Below are 17,903 nucleotides of genomic sequence, written 5' to 3'. Positions count from 1 at the left end.
TCACAGTGCTCCACCGCTGTAGAGGCTCGGGTTGAGGCCGGTGCAGAAGCCTGCGGTCAGGATGGAGACGAGCGCCCAGCCGATCATGAGGCCGAGGCCGAGGCCCTTGGTCCACGGTCTGCGCAGGAGGATGAGCGCGAGGCCGCCGCCGAGCGCGATCAGGGCGAGGATCACCGCGCCGACGCCGACCACGACTTCCCCGTCGCCGCTCCCGGTGATGGCCAGCGTGAGCAGCACAGTGACGAAATCGATCGCGATGAAGGCCGCGAACCCGCCGAAGGCCGTGGCGAGGATGATCCCTCCTGAACTCTTCGGGGCCGGCGGAGGCGGTGGCGGCCAGCCCTGGCCGGGCGGCGGTCCGTACGGCCCCGGCGGCCCGGGCGGCCCGGGCGGCCCCGGGGGCCCGGCGAACGGGCCCTGGGGAGGAGGAGGCGGCGGGGGCGGCTGGGGGCTCCGCTCATCCCGGGGTTCGCCGGATGGCTCGGGGGGAGTGGTCATCGCGTCTATGGGGCCTGGGAGGCGCCCTCCTCCTGTCCTCTGTGCGTCCGGCTGTCCCTCTTGTGTACCAGCATGTCGTAATAACCACGGTGATAGCCGTACAGCAGCCGAATGAACACGAGCACCAGGCCGGGGAGGAGGAACCACTGCGGCCGGGTCAGGTCGAGCCAGACCGTCTCGTTGGCCCGGGTGAACTCCACGAGGAAGCGGAACACCGCGTACGCGCCGACGTACAGCGTGAACAGCTCGCCGGGGCGGCGCACCCGGTCGCGGGCCCAGACGAGGGCGAAGAAGGCGGCCAGCTGGAAGGCGACCTCGTAAAGGAAGGACGGATGCATGGCCTGCCCGGCCAGGCAACCGGGACATTCGGGGACGGACGCCGGCGCGTGAACGCCCCAGGGAAGGCCGGTGGGACGTCCCGGCGCCTCGGTGAGGAAGCAGCCGATGCGGCCGACCGCCATGCCGAGCGCGACGGCGGGGGCGAACAGGTCGCCCGTCTTACCGCGATAGCCGACGAGGCGTTTGGCGATCAGCACCCCGGCGTAGGCCCCGGTGAGGCCGCCGAGAATGCTGCGCGAGCCGAACATCCAGGCTTCGAGGAGGCCGGGGTTCAGACGCGGATCCAGGTGCTCGGCCCAACCCGACAGGCGCATGCCGATGGCACCGCCCACCAGGGCGCCCGTGACCGCGACCAGCGAGTCTTCGTGCAACGCGCCCCTGCGGCGCGCCTCCAGGACGAACACCACGGCCGCCACGAGGACGCCGAGGCCGACGAAGAAGCCGTGGGTGGGGACGGCCAGCCCGCCGAAGCGTAGCTCGGGAAGCACGGGGGCCACCCTAGCGGCGGCCGCCGACGTTTCCGTCGCCCACGTCCGCCCGCCGGAGCGGCCGGGGCCGGGTTACGCTGACGTATGGCTACCACACGTTTCCGCAGATCAGCGACAGTGCTGTTGGCCATCGCCGGAGTGTCGGCGTGCGGCGCCGCGGGCAGAGCGGCGACGCCCCCTCCGGCCACGGTCAGCCCAGCGGAGTCACCCGGCGCGGTCTCTCCGGAAGCCACGCCGTCCCCTGCCCCGAGCCCGAGCGGGACGGAGAAGCCGCCCTTCTCGGCGAAGGTGACGGGGGTGACGCGGGACCAGGTGCGCTACTCCTGGCGGCCGGGCTGCCCGGTCCAGGTGAGCGACCTGCGCATGATCACCATGACGCACTGGGGATTCGACGACAAGATCCACACGGGCCGGCTCGTCGTCAACAAGGACGTCGCCGACGACCTCGTGTCGGTCTTCAAGCGGCTGTACGGCTACCGCTTCCCGATCAGGAAGATGGAGCCGATAGACGCGTACAAGGGCAGCGACTTCGACTCGATCGAAGCGAACAACACCTCGGCGTTCAACTGCAGGGCCGCCACGGGATCGACCAGCTGGTCCGAACACGCGTACGGCCGGGCCATCGACATCAACCCTCGCGAGAACCCGTACGTATACGCGGACGGGTCGAACGCGCACCGCAACGCGGACGCGTACGTCAAGCGCCCGCTGGACAAGCCGGGCGTGATCAACCCGGGCGACCGGGTCGTCCGCGCGTTCGAGTCGATCGGCTGGGGCTGGGGCGGCGACTGGTCGGGGGCGAAGGACCTCCAGCACTTCTCGAAGAGCGGCCGTTAGCCGGCCCGCGACGGCTGCGACGACTGTGGCAGAAGGGCGATCACGGGCGTCGAACCGCGCCGTCAGGGGTACGGATCGGACGCGCCGGATTCGGCGTTTCCCGTCGGGGCCGGGCAGGTAGGCGGCCCGGCCCCGGCGGGAAGGCGGCCGGCTCCAAGCAGGTGGGCGGCCCGCGCGGTAACCCGTGCTGCGGCCCGCACCGTGAATCGCACTGGTGCGAGCAGGACCAGGCGTGTCAGGCTGACGTCTGGCCCGGCCGCCGCCGGAGTCCGGCCGGATGCGGAGGGGACTGACACTGCGATGGCGTCGAGCGGAGCACCCTCGGGTGAGACACGCGTACGCCCGCTCCTCCGGCCGAAAGGGGCGAGCTCCTGTCTCGTGCTATGAGAACTCGCGACCCCGGAACCATCGGGAATCGCGAGCGAGGGCTCAAACGCTAACGGATACGGCGGGGGAATCGGGAAGGATCGCTTACCACTTCATAACGATCGGCAATCGGGCCAGTCACGTTCCAACGGGCCGGCCCTGTACGGGGATCACGACAGGTCGTCTCACGACGGCGCGACAGGAGAAGCACCGAATGTCTGGCTGGAACAATTCAGGCCCCACTTTCCGCTTGTGGCCAGCGGACCGCTTCGAAGTCCGCTGCGTGCGGGCGAGCCCGGAGTTCTCCTCGGCGGACCGCTACCACTACGCGAAGAACGCGCACGAAGCCGTGCTCCGGCTCAGGGACGTCGGGCTGGTGACGCAGATGCAGGCGATCCGCATCGAGGACGGGGCGGTCCTCTTCGACCTCGCCTCCGGCGCGGGCCTGCCCGCCGACCAGTGGTGAGCCGCCAAGCCGACGAGAAAGACGGGTGATGGCGGCCAACGACGGGGACGGCTGGGCGCAGTGCGACCGTGGACACCGGCACTGGGGCGTCCACGGCGCCGCCGGCCTGCTCGCCGTCCACCACACCCAGGACGGCATGCCGTACGTCCTGATGCAGAAACGCTCCTGGTGGAGCCATCACGGGGGCACGTGGGGGCTGCCCGGCGGCGCCCGCGACAGCCACGAGGACGCGATCAGCGGGGCGCTGCGCGAGGCCCACGAGGAGGCGGCGCTGACCGGTGACCAGCTCCGGATCCAGGGCGTCTACCTCGACGATCACGGCGGCTGGTCGTTCCAGACCGTCATCGCCCAGGCCGCGGGGCTGCTCGACGCCTCCCCGGCGAACGGCGAGAGCACGGACATGCGCTGGATCGCGGCCGACGAGGTCGGCGCCAGGAAGCTGCATCCCGGGTTCGCCGAGACCTGGCCGCGGATACGACCCGCCTTGGCCCCCCTCGTCGTCATCCTGGACGCGGCCAACATCGTCGGCGCGCGGGCCGAGCACGGCTGGTGGCGGGACCGGGCCGGGGCCGCCGCCCGGCTGATCGGGGAGCTGCGCGGTCTCGCGGCGCGCGGCCTGCGCCGTCCCCCGGAGGGCCAGGACGACCTGGCCCAGTGGTTTCCCCGGATGACCGTCGTGGTCGAGGGCGCGGCCCGCGGCGGCATCCCTGACCATGTCACGGGCGGCGTCTCGATCGTCGAGGCGTCCGGCAGCGGGGACGATGCGATCGTGGCTCTCGTGCGCGACGCGAAACGCTGGGAGAAGGTGCTCGTCGTGACGGCGGACCGCGAGCTGCGCCGCCGGGTCGAGGCCCTCGGCGCCTCCTTCACCGGGCCGCGGTGGCTGCTGAACCAGCTCTGATCGAAGGGTCAGCCGACGGCGAGCATCACCGGGCTGAACAGGCGGCCGCGATCAGTCGGGAGCGGCGCACCGTACTCCATGATCGTGGTGGAGAAGGCATGGGACAGGCCGTGCTCCTTCGTCCAGGCGATGAGCTCGGACTGGGTCGTGTCGATGTAGACCCGGACCGGTCCCTCGACCTCGCGGGCCAGGTCGGAGAGCAGGCCCCGCGCGGTGGCCGCGTCCTGGGCGACCACCGGGCCGAGCATCGTCTCGCCCAGGCTGCTCCAGGCGGCGGCGAACCCGGCGAGGCCGCCGTCCGGCCCGTCCACCACGCGGAATCGCGCGGACACCGTCTGCAGCCGGGTCAGCAGGGCGCCGCGTGGCGCGCCGAAAACCTCGGCGTCCAAGGCGAGGATCGCGGGCAGGTCCGCCGGCTCAGCCGGCCGTGACACGTCCCGTGAGAGGCCGGTCGGCTCGCCCGCGTATGCCGCGCACTCGCCGATCGCGCGGAAACCCATCCGCTCGTACATGGGCCGCCCGTACGTGGTCGCGGTCAGCCAGGCGCTCGCCGTCCCCGATCGGTCCAGCGCGTATCTGAGGAGAGCGCTGCCGAGGCCGCGACGCTCGCGCCGCTTGGCGACGAGCATCATGCCGATCGCGGTGATCTCCTGGCCGAACCGGGTGGCCACCACCGTGGCGGCCAGCCCGCCGTCGGGGTCGTCCAGGCCGTAGACGTCTGCGACCTCGAACAGCAGCCGCCACTTCTGCTCCTCGGGGGACCATTCGCGGTCGCGGGCCAGGGCCAGGCAGGCGGGGAGATCGTCGACATCGAGGAGACGGACGGGAAAGCCGGAGATCAGTTGGTCGGTCACATGGTTCCTTCGCGTCGGGCCGGTCGATTCGACGACGGTAACTCAGCGCACGGCGGCCCCCATGAGCAGCCGACGGAAGTTTTAGGCGGTTCGTCCGGTATATCGGGTTTCCCGTCAACAGCCAGCGGTAGGGCCGATGGGGACAGCGAAGGACGGAGGAGAAGATGATCACCCAGGAGCAGATCCCACGGGTGCTGGACATCCCGGTCCAGGGCACCGGCGGGCAGCGGCTCGGCGAGGTCAAACACGTCTTCCTCGATGACGACACCGGGCAGCCGGAATGGCTCTGTGTGAAGACTGGGCTGTTCGGCAGCCATGAGACGTTCGTCCCGATCCGTAACGCCGACCTGGTCGAAGACCATGTGGAGGTCCCGTACGACAAGGAGCGGGTCAAAGGCGCGCCCCACGTCGACGTGGACGCCGGCGGCCACCTGTCCGTGGAGCAGGAGCGCGAGCTCTACCGCTACTACGACATGAGCTGGGAGCAGGCCAACGAGCCCGGCACCGGCTGGGCCCACACCGCGGGCCAGCAGGAGCGGGAACGCATGGCCGGTGGCTTCAGAGACGAAACGGCCACCCGTCCCGAAGGGACGATACGCCCCGAAAGCACCACCCGCCCCGAAGGGACCATACGACCCGGAGAGACGACGGGCGGGCCGGTGACGGGTCCCCAAGAGACCCGACGGCCGGGAGAGTCGTTCCAGCCCGGAGAGAGGGCGTCGATCCAGCCCGAGCAGAGGACGCGGGAACCGTTCCGCGTACGCCTGCGCCGGTACCTGAGGCCCGGGGAGTCACGCGGGGAGCGTCCCGACGCCAAGCGGGACGACTTCGGCGACACGGGACAGTCCGGACGCCCCTTCTGATGGGCGGCGGGCCGATCAGGACCGCGAAATCGCCCGGCACAGGCCCGGAGGTCACCCCTCCGGGCCTGTGCCGTACCACCTCGGCCCGGCCGGAACAGGCGTCATCCCTCTATCGCATTCGCCGCGGCCGGAATCCCCGCGCCCCGCGCTCTCACGCGAATTCGCCGGCCGACGGCGATGTGGCGTCATAGGTCGCCGTTCCGCGGAATTCCACTCCTGATTCACATGGAACGTGCCATCATCGCGAGCGGATCGGGGAGGCCCCACAGTGACGCGAGGAGAGTCCACCGTGAGCGATCTCGACCCCGTGGAATTCACCCTCATCGGGACGATCCTGCTGGTCATCGTCACTTTGACGGTCGCCCTGGTCGTCCTCACCGTCAGGGTCGCGATTTGGGGCAGACGGGAAAGGTGACCCCCACCGCTGAAGTCACAAAACGACAGCGCGAGAGGCGGTCAACAGAAACGAGTGTCACAGCGGAAGTCAGGCCGGAGGAATAGCCCTCGTCCCTCGACGCTCCCCGCGAATAGACCTCGACGCTCCCGCGAATAGATCTTCGAGGCTCCCGCGAATAGCGGCCGCGTCCCCCGCCGGTCCCGCCGCGTACGGACGGTCGGACGACCCGCATCAACCGGCCGACTCGGCGAACGTCGGCCGCGTGGCCGGTTTCGGGACCCCGATCACCTGCGGATAGTCTCTCCGCCGGAGATCGGGGAGGCACCATGAGTCTTGGCGAGTTTCGCATGCCCACAGGGGCAGAGCAGTTCATCGGTTCGGAGGAGCTCTTCTTCTCCACCACGGACCGGCGTGGGCTGATCCGCAGCGGCAACTCTGTCTTTGTGCGGACCTCCCGGTTCTCCCTCGACGAGCTGACCGGCGCCCCGCACAACATCGTGCGCCACCCCGACATGCCGGCCGGGGTCTTCCGGCTGATGTGGGACCGCCTGCTCTCCGGCCGCCCGGCCGGCGCGTACGTGCAGAACCTGGCCAAGGACGGCAGCAACTACTGGGTCTTCGCCACGATGACGCCCTCGGCGGAGGGCTTCCTCTCGGTCCGGATGGCCCCCGAGTCCGAGCTGTTCGACGAGGTCAAGCGGATCTACAAGTACGTCGCCGACGCCGAGGTCGAAGCGGCCGAACGCCACGGGATGAACCGGCGCGAGGTCGCACAGGTCGGCATCAGGCAACTTGAGCAGCAGCTGGGCGAGCTCGGATTCCGTTCGCACGACGACTTCCTCACCGAGGCGCTGACCGGTGAGATCGCGACGCGCGGGCGGCTCGCCTCGTCGACGTACGCCCGCCCCGAGGCGCGCGGGCCGATAGGAGAGGTGCTCGCCGGGACCGGCGCGCTCGAAGCGATGCTCACCGACCTGGTGGAGCGACTGGAGAGCTACCGCGTGCTCAGCGACCGCCTCCTGCGGTCGTCCACCCAGGTGCTCGACATCTCCCGCAGGCTCGACCACACCGTCGCCGCCGCCCAGGCCGCGTCCGAGCGGGTCGCCGACACCGCCCCCGTGTTGTACAACGTCGCCCGGGTGATGGCCACGCCGACCCACACCGCCGTGGACACGCTGGAGCGGCTGGTGCCCCGGCTCACCGCGCTGCGCTCGTACGTCACGGACCTGCGGTTCCGGATCGCGCTGGCCAACGTGCACAACGACATGGTCGCCGCCTTCGCGGCCGAGGTCGTGGACGGCCTCGCGCCGTCGACCTCGCTCAACGAGGCGCCCCTGCTCTGCGACGCCGTACACGAGAGCGTCCTGGAGATGTCGGAGCGGGCGCAGCAGGTGAACCAGGAACTGCACGAGATCGTCTCCGAGATCGCCGTCGCCGGCCAGCGACTGGTGGAGTTCCGCCGCTTCGTCGGGCAGTGGCGGATCCTCGTGATGCGCAACCGCGCCGAGAGCGCGCTCGGCGACCTGATGCAGCCGATCGACGAGGAGTTCGCCGCGAGCTGGGACGGCATGGACATGCTGCACGCGCTGGGCCGGGCGTTCGAGTCGGCGGCCGTGCCGTTCGACGTGGACGCCCTCGCGACGCAGGTGGCGCGTGTGCGCGCCGGAGCCATCGGCTCCCACAAGGCGGCCTGACCTTCCGCTCCGGACGCGCACCCGTACGATCAGCTCATGAAGATCGACTTGTTCGCGATCGTCGTGGACGACTACGACGAAGCCATTGGGTTCTTCGTCGGCGTCCTCGGCTTCGACCTGGTGGAGGACTCGCCCTCCTTGACGAACGACGGCCGCCCGAAGCGGTGGGTCGTCGTCCGCCCGCCGGGCGCGGAAACCGGCGTCCTGCTCGCCCGCGCCGACGGAGAACGGCAGGCCATGGCCGTCGGGAACCAGGTGGCCGGCAGGGTGGGGTTCTTCCTCCGGGTGGACGACTTCGACGCCGCCTACCGGCGGATGGTCGCCGCGGACGTCGAGTTCGTGACCTCGCCGCGCAGCGAGCCGTACGGACAGGTCGCCGTGTTCGTCGACATCGCCGGAAACCGCTGGGACCTGCTCGGCCCCGCCTGATGCCCGTGGGATGTCGGTGGCGGCTGGCACACTTCACGCCATGGGTGATCGCGATGTCCTGGCTGGGCTGGACGAGCTCGACTGGGCGGCGCTGAGTCACGCCTACGGTCCCGCGGACGACGTTCCCGGGACTGCTGAAGGCGCTGCGCTCCGAGTCTCATGACGAGCGCAAACGCGCCGTGCACGAGCTGTACGGCAACATCTTCCACCAGGGCAGCCGATACCAGGCGACCGCGTATGCGGTGCCGTTCCTGGCCCGGCTCGCCGTCGATCCGGCGACAGACGATCGTCAGGAGATCGTGCACCTGCTCGCCTCGATGGCGATCGGATACGACGAGGCGCACCTGCCCCGCGGCGTCGACATCGCGGGCTGGCGGGCCGAGGTCGGGCGGATGCGTGCCGCCGACCCGGCGGAGGAGCTGCGCAAGATCGACGAGTGGGTCGAGGCGGCCCAGGACGAGGGCGAGCGGCGGGTCCGAAACTGGCGGCGGGACATGTTCGACCACGCCGAATCGCTCCGATACGCGCAAGACGAGCTGGGCGTCTACGACGCGGTCCGGGCCGAGATACCCGGGCTTCGCCGGCTGCTGGGCGACGACGATGCGGAGACCCGGTCCGCCACGGCGTACCTGCTGGGCTGGTTCCCGGAGGAAGCGGCCGATTCCGTCCTGGCGCTCCGGACTCTGCTGGCATCCGAGATCGTCACCGGCGTCACGGCCAACGCGATCATCTCCGCGGGACTGCTGTCGGACGCGGAGCTGATTCCACGGCTGCGCGAGCACCTCAGCGGTCCCGAGCCGCTGCTGCGCTGGGCCGCCGCCGTGGCCCTCGCCCGGCTCGACGTCCTCGACCCCGAGATCATCGGCGCGCTGGCGTCGGCCAGCGTCGACCCGCCGGAAGCAGACGTGGCGCCCGGAGTGCATTTCCTGGAGGGCGATCCGCGCGCCTACGCGTCGCAGACACTGGCCGCGCTGGACGCCAAGTTGCCGGCGGAGTCCGTCGACGCCGTCCTGGAGGGCCTGTCGCATAGCGCGGAGGTCGCGACCTTTTCGATGGCCACGGCGGCGCTGCGGCTGACGTTCGGGGAAGGCGCGCCTCGTCCGCTGCCGCCGTTCGAGGAGCTGACCGAGCCGCAGCAGCGGGTCGTACGCGTCCTGGCCGAGCTGGGGCCGGAGACCTGGCGCTGGGGCAATTTCGTCGAGATCGTGCGGGCCTGGAATCTGCCGAGCACGCGCGCGGAGTGCCGGGCCTACGCGGGCCTCGACGCGCTGACATGATGCGGCGAACGCGACTTGGTCAGCGTGCCGACGCCCGTGGGCGGGCGTCATCCGCGCCCGGCACGACAGGCGTTGTGCGCGCGACGACAGAGGACGGGGAGCCTGCTTGTCGCGTCCAACACCACGCGGTCGCCCAGCGGTTCGTCGAGCCTGATGACGTCCTGGCCCAGCCTGCCAGTGCCTGCGCAGGGGCCGGAGCCCTGGCTGGGGACGTCGATTCCCAGGACCACGACGTCCGGCTGCTCGTCGGCTCGTAGGGTGACGTCGAGCGGTTCACCTCCGCAGGAGCCGTAGTCGTACTTCACCAGGAACGTGCGCTCATCGAGCACCTCGAAATCTGTGATGTCGCCTGGCAGAGAGTCGCCCACGGCGTCTTCGATGGCACCGACCGCCTTCTGATCGACCGCAACGTGGTCGATCGGGCCAGGAAGGTTCGAGAAGTGCAGACGCCACGCGGGCACGGTCGCCATGCCGCGTAGGGTCTTCAGCCGCATGGTCGTGAAGGTGGCGCCGGTCAGCTTGTACGCCTCGCCATCCGGATAGGTGTGCCGGCTGGGCCAGATCCATTCCTCGGGCCAGGGGGAAACGGCCACCAACGCCTCACTCGGCCCGATCACGGGGACCTGCATCGTGGACCCGTCGTCCCAGCGGACCTGCGCCCCGGCCGGCGAAGCGGGGAGCGGGCCGGCCACCACCCACCCGTACTCCTCATCGTGCCCGATCTGCTTGCGCACCTTTTGCGGCATCTTGCTCAGGTCCTCAAGCGGAACGAACCCCGTGCGCCAGATCTCCGCGGCACCGGTGGTCCGCCAGGTGGAGACGGCTTGCGCGACCTGTTCCATAAACGTGCGCGGTCCATACAGAGCAGAGCTGCCAGCGAGAAGCGGCACCACCATCAGAAGTGTCGCGGCCAATCGCATCATTTGACGATCTTTACAGAATTCCACTCCCGTCGTGAGCAGACGAGTACACGCACCCGGCCCCGACCCGCGCCCCCGGCGTCGTTGTAATCAAGACAACAAATCTCGCGTCGCGTTGTTAATAGAACAACACGACTGACCGTTTTGGGCGAAATGGACCCTCAATTCCGCGTCAAGTATTGCTGGTGACGCAACACTGTTGTAGCTTCGCCGCTACGTCCACGACATCGAAGGAGTGCGGTGGAGGGGGAAGCAAGCAGGATGACTGCTGAACGCGTCACGCGGGCAGCGGCGATCGCGCGCGCCGGGGGTTTCGAAGCGGCTCTGGAGCGCGGTGATCTGCCGCGCAGGGCCGACGTGACGATGGCGGAGGCGGTTGTTCTCGGACTGCTCAGGCAGGGGGTGACCCGGTTCGTCGTCGTGCTCGGCCACGGCTCGACCGAGCTGGGCGAGGTGCTGCGCGTCTACCAGGACGCGGGCGTGCTGCGGACCTTCGCCGTCCGGCACGAGACCGAGGCGTCGCATGCGGCAACGGCGTTGCGATGGGTCACCGGCGAAGGGGTGGCAGTGGTCACCTCGATCGGCCCGGGGGCGCTCCAGGCGATGGCCGGCTCCCTCGTGGCCGCGAGCGACGGCGTGGGCGTCTGGCACATCTACGGGGACGAGACCACCGAGGACGAGGGCCCCAACATGCAGCAGATCCCGCGCGCCGAGCAGGGTCTGTTCCTCCGCCTGACGGCGACGATGGGCCCGTCCTACTCGCTGCACACGCCGCGCGCGTTGCCGACGGCGCTGCGCCGCGGCCTCAACCAGGTCGACCATCCGTACCGTCCGGGCCCCTTCTTCCTGCTGCTGCCGCTGAACACTCAGCCCGAGCTGATCAAGGACTTCAACCTCGACGAGCTCCCGGTCGGCGCGCCGCCGCGACTCGGCAAGGCCAACCCCACCACGTCGTACGCGGAGATCGCCCGCCGGCTGCTCGACGCCCGGCGCGTGGTGATCAAGGTGGGTGGCGGCGCCACGGAGTGCCGGGCGGAGCTGGAAGAGCTGGCCGACCTGGTCGACGGCGTGTTCGTGATGTCGCCGATCAGCCTCGGCATCATCCCCTCCGGCCACCCGCGGCAGATGATGGTCGGCGGTTCCAAGGGCTCGCTGAGCGGCAACCACGCGATGGAGAACGCCGACCTGCTGCTCGCCGTCGGCACCCGCTCGGTCTGCCAGGCGGACTCCTCCCGCACCGGCTACCCCAACGTCCGGCACGTCGTCAACATCAACGCCGACCTGGACGCCGCCACGCACTACGCCCGTACCAGCGCCCTCGTCGGCGACGCCCGGCTGAGCCTGGCCGCCCTGATCGAGGCGGTCCGGGCCGAGGCGGCGGAGGGCGCGCGGCAGGAAAGCGAATGGCTCGCCGAGTGCCAGGCGGCCAGGGCGGCCTGGGAGGACCTCAAGGCGGCCCGGCTGGCCCGGCCCCGGCTGCACGACCCGGTCTGGGGTCGCGAGGTGCTCACCCAGCCCGCCGCCGTGCACACGGTGGCGGAGTGGGCGGCCGAGACGCGCGCGGTCACGTTCTTCGACGCCGGCGACGTCCAGGCGTACGGCTTCCAGATGTCCGCCCAGGACGAGCCGGGGGCGTCGTTCACCGAGGCGGGCGCGAGCTACATGGGCTTCGCCACGAGCGCGGTGCTGGCCACGGCCATGTCCGACCGGGACTGGTACGCGGTGGCGGTGACCGGCGACGGGTCGTTCACGATGAACCCCCAGGTGCTCATCGACGGCGTGGCGCACGGCGCGACCGGATGCGTGGTCGTCCTGGACAACCGGCGGATGGCCGCCATCTCCAGCCTGCAGATCGCCCAGTACGGCAAGGACCACGCGACCTGGGACCACGTCGCGGTCGACTACGTGGCCTGGGGCGCCTCGGTGAACGGGGTGAACGCCCTGTTCGGCGGCACCACGCCCGAGGAGCTGCGGGCGGCGCTGGACAAGGCCCGCGCCCACTCCGGCCTGTCGATCATCCACGTCCCCGTGTACTTCGGGCCCGACCCGGACGGGGGCCTTCCCTCCTACGGCCGCTGGAACGTCGGCAACTGGGTGGGGGACACCCAGGAGCTGCGCCACGAGATCGGACTGTGAACCCGTGAGCCATCCCCCGCTTCCGCCCGCCGCGATGTACATCGCCGGCGCCTGGCGCACCGCGGAACAGACGTTCCCGGTGCACAACCCCGCCGACGGCGCGCTTCTCGCCGAGCTGCCCGTCGCCCGGCCGGACGATCTCGACCTCGCGCTGACCGCGGCGGCCGACGGCTTCGCGGTGTGGCGACGGACGCAGCCCTGGGAGCGCTCGCGGGTGCTGCGCCGCATCGCGGAGGGCATCCGCGCGCAGGCCGCCCGCTTCGCCATGGTCATGACGCTCGACCAGGGCAAGCCGCTGGCGCAGGCCGAGGGCGAGGTGCTGGCCACCGCGGACCAGTTCGACTGGTACGCCGACGAGGCCCGCCGCGTGTACGGCCGGACGGTCGAGGCACGCGACCCGGACACTCGCATCCTGGTCCGCCGCGAGCCGGTGGGGCCGGTCGCGGCGTTCGCCGCCTGGAACTTCCCCGCGCTGCTCCCGGTGCGGAAGATCGCTCCGGCGCTGGCCGCCGGGTGCTCGGTGGTGGTCATGGCCCCGGCCGAGGCGCCGCTGTCCGCCCTGCTCATCGCGGAGATCGCCGACGCGGCCGGGCTGCCCGCCGGAGTGCTGAACGTGGTCACCGGGGACGGTCCGGCCATCTCCCGTCACCTGATCGCCTCCGACGTGATCCGCAAGGTGAGCCTGACCGGCTCGGTGCCGGTCGGCGCGGAGCTGCTGCGGCTGGCCGCCGACGGGATCAAGTCGGTGTCCATGGAGCTGGGCGGCCACTCGCCGGTCCTGGTGTTCCCCGACGCGGACCCCGAGCGGGCGGCGCGACTGTGCGCGCGCGCCAAGTTCCGCAACACGGGCCAGGTGTGCATCTCCCCCAGCCGGTTCCTCGTCCACGCGGACGTCGCCGACTCCTTCGCCGCGGCGTTCGTCGCGGAGACGCGGGCGCTCAAGCTCGGAGACGGGCGCGACCCGGCCACCGACGTGGGCCCGCTGACCACCGCCCGGCGGCTGGCGGCCGTCCACGCGCTGGTGGAGGACGCGGCGGCCCGCGGGGCGGCCGTGCTGACCGGTGGCGGCCCGGCCGACCTGCCCGGCGGGCACTTCTACCTGCCGACCGTGCTGTCCGGCGTGTCCGACGACATGCAGGTGATGATCGAGGAGCCGTTCGGCCCGATCGCGCCCATCAGCACGTTCACGACCTTCGATGAGGCCCTGACCAGGGCGAACGCCACGCCGTACGGTCTGGCGGGGTTCGTCTTCACCGAGGACCTGACCACCGCCTTCCGGGCCTGCGAGGAGCTGGAGACCGGGATGGTCGGGGTCAACGAGCTCGCGATCGCCACCGCGGAGGCGCCGTTCGGCGGGGTCAAGCGGTCCGGCTTCGGCCGCGAGGGCGGCAGCGAGGGCCTGGACGACTACACCGTCGCCAAGTACATCAACATGCGGCTGAGGGGTGCCTGATGGAGCTTCATGACGCGCGTGGCGTCGACCGGGGGCTCACCTCATACGGCGACGAGGGGTTCAGCCGCTTCCTGCGCCGGGCGTTCCTCGCCTCCGCCGGATACGACGACAGCGATCTCAACCGGCCGGTCGTCGGCATCGCGGACACCAGCGGCGGCTTCACCACCTGCCATCGGGAGATGCCGCAGCTCGTGCAGGCGGTCGCGCGGGGGGTGCTGGAGGCGGGCGGCCTGCCGGTGACCTTCCCGGCGATGTCCCTGCCCGAGATCCTCATGTCGCCCACCTCCATGCTCTTCCGCAACCTGGCCGCGCTGGAGACCGAGGAGCTCGTCCGGGCCCAGCCGATGGACGCGGTGGTGCTGGTCGGCGGGTGCGACAAGACCGTGCCCGCCCAGCTCATGGCCGCGATGTCCGCGGACGTCCCGGCGGTGCAGCTCGTGGCGGGTTCCATGCTCACCGGCACCTGGCGCGGCACGCGGCTCGGCGCGTGCACCGACTGCCGCTCGATGTGGGCCAAGCACCGGGCGGGCGAGCTGGACGCGGACGACATCGCCGACGTGCGGGGCGCGCTCGCCACGACCGGCGGCACCTGCATGGTCATGGGGACCGCCTCGACCATGGCCTGCCTGTCGGAGGCTCTCGGAATGAGCCCGGCGGGCACCGCCACCGCCCCGGCCCCCACCGGCGACCGGCTCCGTGCCGGCGCCCTCTCCGGGCGGGTCGCGGTCGAGGCCGCCCGCACGGAGCGGCGGCCGTCGTCCATCGTCACGGCGGGCGCCCTGGCCAACGCGGTCACCGTGCTGCTGGCGCTGGGCGGTTCGACCAACGCGGTGATCCACCTGCTGGCGGTGGCCAGGCGGGCGGGCCTGCCGTTCGGGCTGGACGACGTGGCGCGCATCGCCGCGCGGGTGCCGCTGCTGGTCGACTGCAAGCCGTCGGGCGTCGGATACATGGAGGACCTCCATCGCGCGGGCGGCGTCCCGGTACTGATGAAGGCGCTGGAGCCGCTGCTCGACCTGGACGTCCCGGTGATCGAGGGCGGCACGCTGCGCGACCGGCTGGCCGAGGTCGACCCGCCCGCCGCGTGGCAGACCACCATCCGCACGCTGGACGACCCGCTCGGCCCGACCGGCGCGCTGGCGGTGCTGCGTGGCAACCTCGCGCCGGACGGCGCGGTGATCAAGGTGTCGGCCGCCTCGCCGACGCTGCTGCGGCACGAAGGCCCGGCCGTCGTCTTCGAGTCGCCCGAGGACGCGGCGCGCCGGATCGACGACCCGGACCTGCCCGTCACTCCCGATTCCGTACTGGTGCTGCGCAACGCGGGCCCGGTCGGCGGGGGCATGCCCGAGGCCGGGTCGCTGCCGATCCCGGCGAAGCTGGCCAGGAGCGGCGTGCGCGACATGGTGCGCGTGTCGGACGCCCGGATGAGCGGCACCGCGTACGGGACGGTGGTGCTGCACGTGTCCCCGGAGGCCGCGGTCGGCGGCCCGCTGGCGCTGGTGCGCGACGGCGATCCGATCCGGCTCGACGCGGCGGCGGGGGAGCTGTCGCTGCTGGTGGATCCGGCGGAGCTGGCGCGCCGCCAGGCGGAGTGGACTCCGCCGCAGCCGCCGGCGCGGGGCTGGCGGCGGCTGCACCACGACCACGTGCTGCAGGCCCACGAGGGCGCCGACTTCGATGTCTGTTAGGCCCTGACCCGCGATCAGTCACGAGAGGAGGACGATGTGCGCCGATCCGACACAACAGGGTTGACGGCTGGACAACAGGACCACTTGACTACGCCTATGGCTGACCCGACCACCGACTCCCTGCCCGCCTCCCGCGCCGCCGGTGCCCTGCTCACGGGGCTCGACGTCCTCGAAGCCCTCGCCCGGCGCCCTGACGGCCTCGGCGTCACCGCGCTCGCCCGCGAGGTGAACGCGGACAAGGGCAACGTGCACCGGCTGCTGCGGGTGCTGGAGGACAGAGGCTACGTCGAGCAGGACCCGGCCACCAAAATCTTCCGGGTCTCGACGCGGATGATCTCGCTCGCCGGCCAGGTGCTACGTGGGGTGGACCTCGTCGGCACCGCCGGGCCGATCATGCGCGAGCTGTCGGCGGCCAGCGGCGAGGCGGTGCATCTGGCTCGTAGGACGCGCGGCGGCGGGGTGTACGTCGCGCAGGAACGGCAGCCCGGCGGCCGGATCACAGTCGAGACCGATATCGGCGCCCAGCCGGTCATCTACGCGTCCTCCACCGGTAAGGCCCTGTACTGCACGGCCACCGCGGAGGAACTGGCCGAGCTGCTGCCCGACCCGTTCACCGCGTTCACGATGCGTACACACACGGGGATTGAGAGCCTCGCGGCCGACCTGGTGCAGGTCCGCCGCCGCGGCTACGCGATCGACGACGAGGAGCTCAACCTCGACGTCCGGTGCGTCGCAGCACCGATCTTCAACCTGCACGGCGTCCCGCTGGCCTCCATCGGGATTTCCGGGCCCGCCTCGCGAGTCACGCTCGCGAGGATCGGCGACCTCGGCCACCTGGTCGCGGTCGCCGCCTTCCGTATCACCCAGCAGATGGGTGGGCGCGTCCCCGCGAAGTTCGACGCCCACCCACCGACACCCACGGAGATCCACGGATGACGAACAGCAGCGTTGCCGGTCACCGGCGCGCGGTCAAACTGGCGGTGGCGGCGTCGGCCGCCGCGCTCTTCGCCTCCGCCTGCGGGTCGGACGCCGGGGCGGGGGCCTCCGGCTCCACGGCCGCCGCCGGCGAGGTCAGCATGGTGCACTACTTCAGCGACGAGGGCGGCAGCAAGGCGATGGCCCAGGTGCTGTCGATCTGCGAGAAGCAGTCCGGCGAGAAGATCAAGAACAGCCCGGCCGAGCAGGAGGCGTTCAAGGACGCCATCCTGGTCCAGCTCGCGGGCAGCAACCCGCCCGACCTGCTTTCGTACTGGGCCGGGGCCAAGACGCAGTATCTCGTCGACCAGCAGCGCCTCGCCCCGCTCGACGACGTGTGGGCCAAGGCCAGCCTCGACCAGGCCATCCCCGGGGCGCTGTCCCAGGCCGCGGCGACGTACAGCGGGAAGAAGTACCTGCTGCCGCTCGACTACCACTACGTCGGCATGTTCTACAACCCGAAGGTCATGGCGAAGGCCGGGATCACCGAGATGCCGAAGACCTGGGACGAGATGATGACCGCCGCGGAGAAGCTCAAGGCCGCCGGGGTCACGCCGTTCGCGCTCGGGTCGAAGAACCGCTGGCCGGCCCAGTTCTGGTTCGACTACCTGCTCCTCCGTACGGCGGGGCCCGACTACCGGGCGCAGCTCATGGCGGGCAAGGCCAAGTACACCGACCCGCAGGTGGCCGAGGCGTTCGACCGGTGGAAGCAGCTCTTCGACAAGGGCTACTTCAACTCCGACCCGAACGGCTACGACTGGCCCGACGCCAGTGACATGGTGGCCTCCGGCAAGGCCGCGATGACCCTGATGGGCACGTGGATCAGCGGCTACTGGGACGGCAACAACGTCAAGGCCGGCGAGGGGTACGACTTCTTCCCCTTCCCGGAGGTCACTCCCGGCGTTCCGCAGGCCTCGCTCGGCCCGGTGGACGGGTTCGCGATCTCGGCCGGGGCGAAGAACAAGGCCGGGGCCGAGAAGGTGCTCGCCTGCCTGGCCTCGGCCGAGGCGCAGCAGGCCGTCGCGCTCACCCAGGGCGCCCTGGCTCCGAACCCCAAGGCCGACCTGAGCTCGCAGAACGAGGTCATGCACAAGGCCGCCAAGGTGGTCGGTGAGGCTCCCGTCTTCGCCTTCAACTACGACCTGGCGACCACGCCGGAGATGTCCGACGCCGGGCTCAACGCGCTCGCGCAGTTCGTCAACAACCCCGCCGACGCCGCGTCCGCGTTGAAGGAGGCGCAGAGCACCGCCGACGGCGTGTTCGGCGGCTCCTGATCGGCGACTTCTGATCGGCGGCGGTCCGGGTGCCGTCCACCATGCGGC

General features: G+C 71.0%; 17 protein-coding genes. 13 read left to right on the top strand and 4 right to left on the bottom strand.

Translation table 11 applies throughout. From position 1 onward, the window contains the following. Window positions 1-498: a hypothetical protein gene (locus tag AWQ71_RS28245; RefSeq protein WP_174550769.1), complete on the bottom strand. Its 498-nt coding sequence runs from the start codon at window positions 496-498 to the stop codon at window positions 1-3. A gap of 5 nt (window positions 499-503) precedes the next feature. Further along, complete coding sequence (locus AWQ71_RS28240; RefSeq protein ID WP_067138409.1) at window positions 504-1,325, bottom strand: prolipoprotein diacylglyceryl transferase; 822 nt, start codon at window positions 1,323-1,325, stop codon at window positions 504-506. Window positions 1,326-1,622: 297 nt separating this feature from the next. Between AWQ71_RS28240 and AWQ71_RS28235 the strand changes: the two genes are divergently transcribed. From AWQ71_RS28235 to AWQ71_RS28225, 3 genes are all read left to right on the top strand, one after another. Then, window positions 1,623-2,162: a M15 family metallopeptidase gene (locus AWQ71_RS28235; protein WP_245658523.1), complete on the top strand. Its 540-nt coding sequence runs from the start codon at window positions 1,623-1,625 to the stop codon at window positions 2,160-2,162. 649 nt (window positions 2,163-2,811) lie between these two features. After that, the gene (locus tag AWQ71_RS28230; protein ID WP_067138404.1) at window positions 2,812-2,994 is read left to right on the top strand and encodes a hypothetical protein; all 183 of its coding nucleotides are present in this window, start codon (window positions 2,812-2,814) and stop codon (window positions 2,992-2,994) included. A gap of 28 nt (window positions 2,995-3,022) precedes the next feature. Continuing rightward, a complete protein-coding gene (locus AWQ71_RS28225) occupies window positions 3,023-3,895 on the top strand; it encodes an NUDIX hydrolase (protein ID WP_067138402.1) in 873 nt (290 codons plus the stop codon). An 8-nt stretch (window positions 3,896-3,903) separates the two neighbouring features. On the opposite strand, the gene AWQ71_RS28220 is transcribed toward AWQ71_RS28225, so the two are convergent. Then, window positions 3,904-4,749, bottom strand: coding sequence for a GNAT family N-acetyltransferase (locus AWQ71_RS28220; RefSeq protein WP_067138401.1), 846 nt, complete (start codon window positions 4,747-4,749; stop codon window positions 3,904-3,906). A 164-nt stretch (window positions 4,750-4,913) separates the two neighbouring features. Between AWQ71_RS28220 and AWQ71_RS28215 the strand changes: the two genes are divergently transcribed. The 5 genes from AWQ71_RS28215 to AWQ71_RS28200 all read left to right on the top strand — a co-directional run bounded on the left by AWQ71_RS28215 (window position 4,914) and on the right by AWQ71_RS28200 (window position 9,409). Further along, on the top strand, window positions 4,914-5,612 hold the full coding sequence (locus AWQ71_RS28215) for a PRC-barrel domain-containing protein (protein WP_067138399.1): 699 nt from the start codon (window positions 4,914-4,916) through the stop codon (window positions 5,610-5,612). A 289-nt stretch (window positions 5,613-5,901) separates the two neighbouring features. Beyond that, a complete protein-coding gene (locus AWQ71_RS44480) occupies window positions 5,902-6,027 on the top strand; it encodes a hypothetical protein (RefSeq protein ID WP_281196276.1) in 126 nt (41 codons plus the stop codon). A gap of 329 nt (window positions 6,028-6,356) precedes the next feature. After that, a complete protein-coding gene (locus AWQ71_RS28210) occupies window positions 6,357-7,703 on the top strand; it encodes a PAS domain-containing protein (protein WP_245658522.1) in 1,347 nt (448 codons plus the stop codon). Window positions 7,704-7,739: 36 nt separating this feature from the next. Further along, complete coding sequence (locus AWQ71_RS28205) at window positions 7,740-8,132, top strand: VOC family protein (RefSeq protein WP_067138395.1); 393 nt, start codon at window positions 7,740-7,742, stop codon at window positions 8,130-8,132. 179 nt (window positions 8,133-8,311) lie between these two features. Beyond that, complete coding sequence (locus tag AWQ71_RS28200) at window positions 8,312-9,409, top strand: HEAT repeat domain-containing protein (protein ID WP_245658521.1); 1,098 nt, start codon at window positions 8,312-8,314, stop codon at window positions 9,407-9,409. A 47-nt stretch (window positions 9,410-9,456) separates the two neighbouring features. Here AWQ71_RS28200 and AWQ71_RS28195 read toward each other — a convergent pair whose 3' ends face one another. Further along, window positions 9,457-10,329: a hypothetical protein gene (locus AWQ71_RS28195; RefSeq protein ID WP_157570620.1), complete on the bottom strand. Its 873-nt coding sequence runs from the start codon at window positions 10,327-10,329 to the stop codon at window positions 9,457-9,459. Between the two features lie 261 nt (window positions 10,330-10,590). Between AWQ71_RS28195 and AWQ71_RS28190 the strand changes: the two genes are divergently transcribed. The 5 genes from AWQ71_RS28190 to AWQ71_RS28170 all read left to right on the top strand — a co-directional run bounded on the left by AWQ71_RS28190 (window position 10,591) and on the right by AWQ71_RS28170 (window position 17,855). Then, the gene (locus AWQ71_RS28190; RefSeq protein ID WP_067138388.1) at window positions 10,591-12,465 is read left to right on the top strand and encodes a thiamine pyrophosphate-binding protein; all 1,875 of its coding nucleotides are present in this window, start codon (window positions 10,591-10,593) and stop codon (window positions 12,463-12,465) included. A gap of 4 nt (window positions 12,466-12,469) precedes the next feature. Then, the gene (locus AWQ71_RS28185; protein WP_157570619.1) at window positions 12,470-13,918 is read left to right on the top strand and encodes an NAD-dependent succinate-semialdehyde dehydrogenase; all 1,449 of its coding nucleotides are present in this window, start codon (window positions 12,470-12,472) and stop codon (window positions 13,916-13,918) included. Further along, on the top strand, window positions 13,918-15,606 hold the full coding sequence (locus AWQ71_RS28180) for a dihydroxy-acid dehydratase (protein ID WP_067138386.1): 1,689 nt from the start codon (window positions 13,918-13,920) through the stop codon (window positions 15,604-15,606). The genes AWQ71_RS28185 and AWQ71_RS28180 overlap by 1 nt, the downstream gene beginning before the upstream one ends. A 96-nt stretch (window positions 15,607-15,702) precedes the next feature. Then, window positions 15,703-16,542, top strand: a complete 840-nt coding sequence (locus tag AWQ71_RS28175; RefSeq protein WP_067138384.1) for an IclR family transcriptional regulator — start codon at window positions 15,703-15,705, stop codon at window positions 16,540-16,542. Next, on the top strand, window positions 16,539-17,855 hold the full coding sequence (locus AWQ71_RS28170) for an ABC transporter substrate-binding protein (RefSeq protein ID WP_084259383.1): 1,317 nt from the start codon (window positions 16,539-16,541) through the stop codon (window positions 17,853-17,855). Before AWQ71_RS28175 ends, AWQ71_RS28170 begins: the two co-directional genes overlap by 4 nt. Window positions 17,856-17,903 lie beyond the last annotated feature (48 nt).

The sequence above is a fragment of the Microtetraspora malaysiensis genome (assembly GCF_001528665.1).
Classification (GTDB): domain Bacteria; phylum Actinomycetota; class Actinomycetes; order Streptosporangiales; family Streptosporangiaceae; genus Microtetraspora_A; species Microtetraspora_A malaysiensis.
This window is presented reverse-complemented; position numbering and strand designations above follow the sequence as displayed.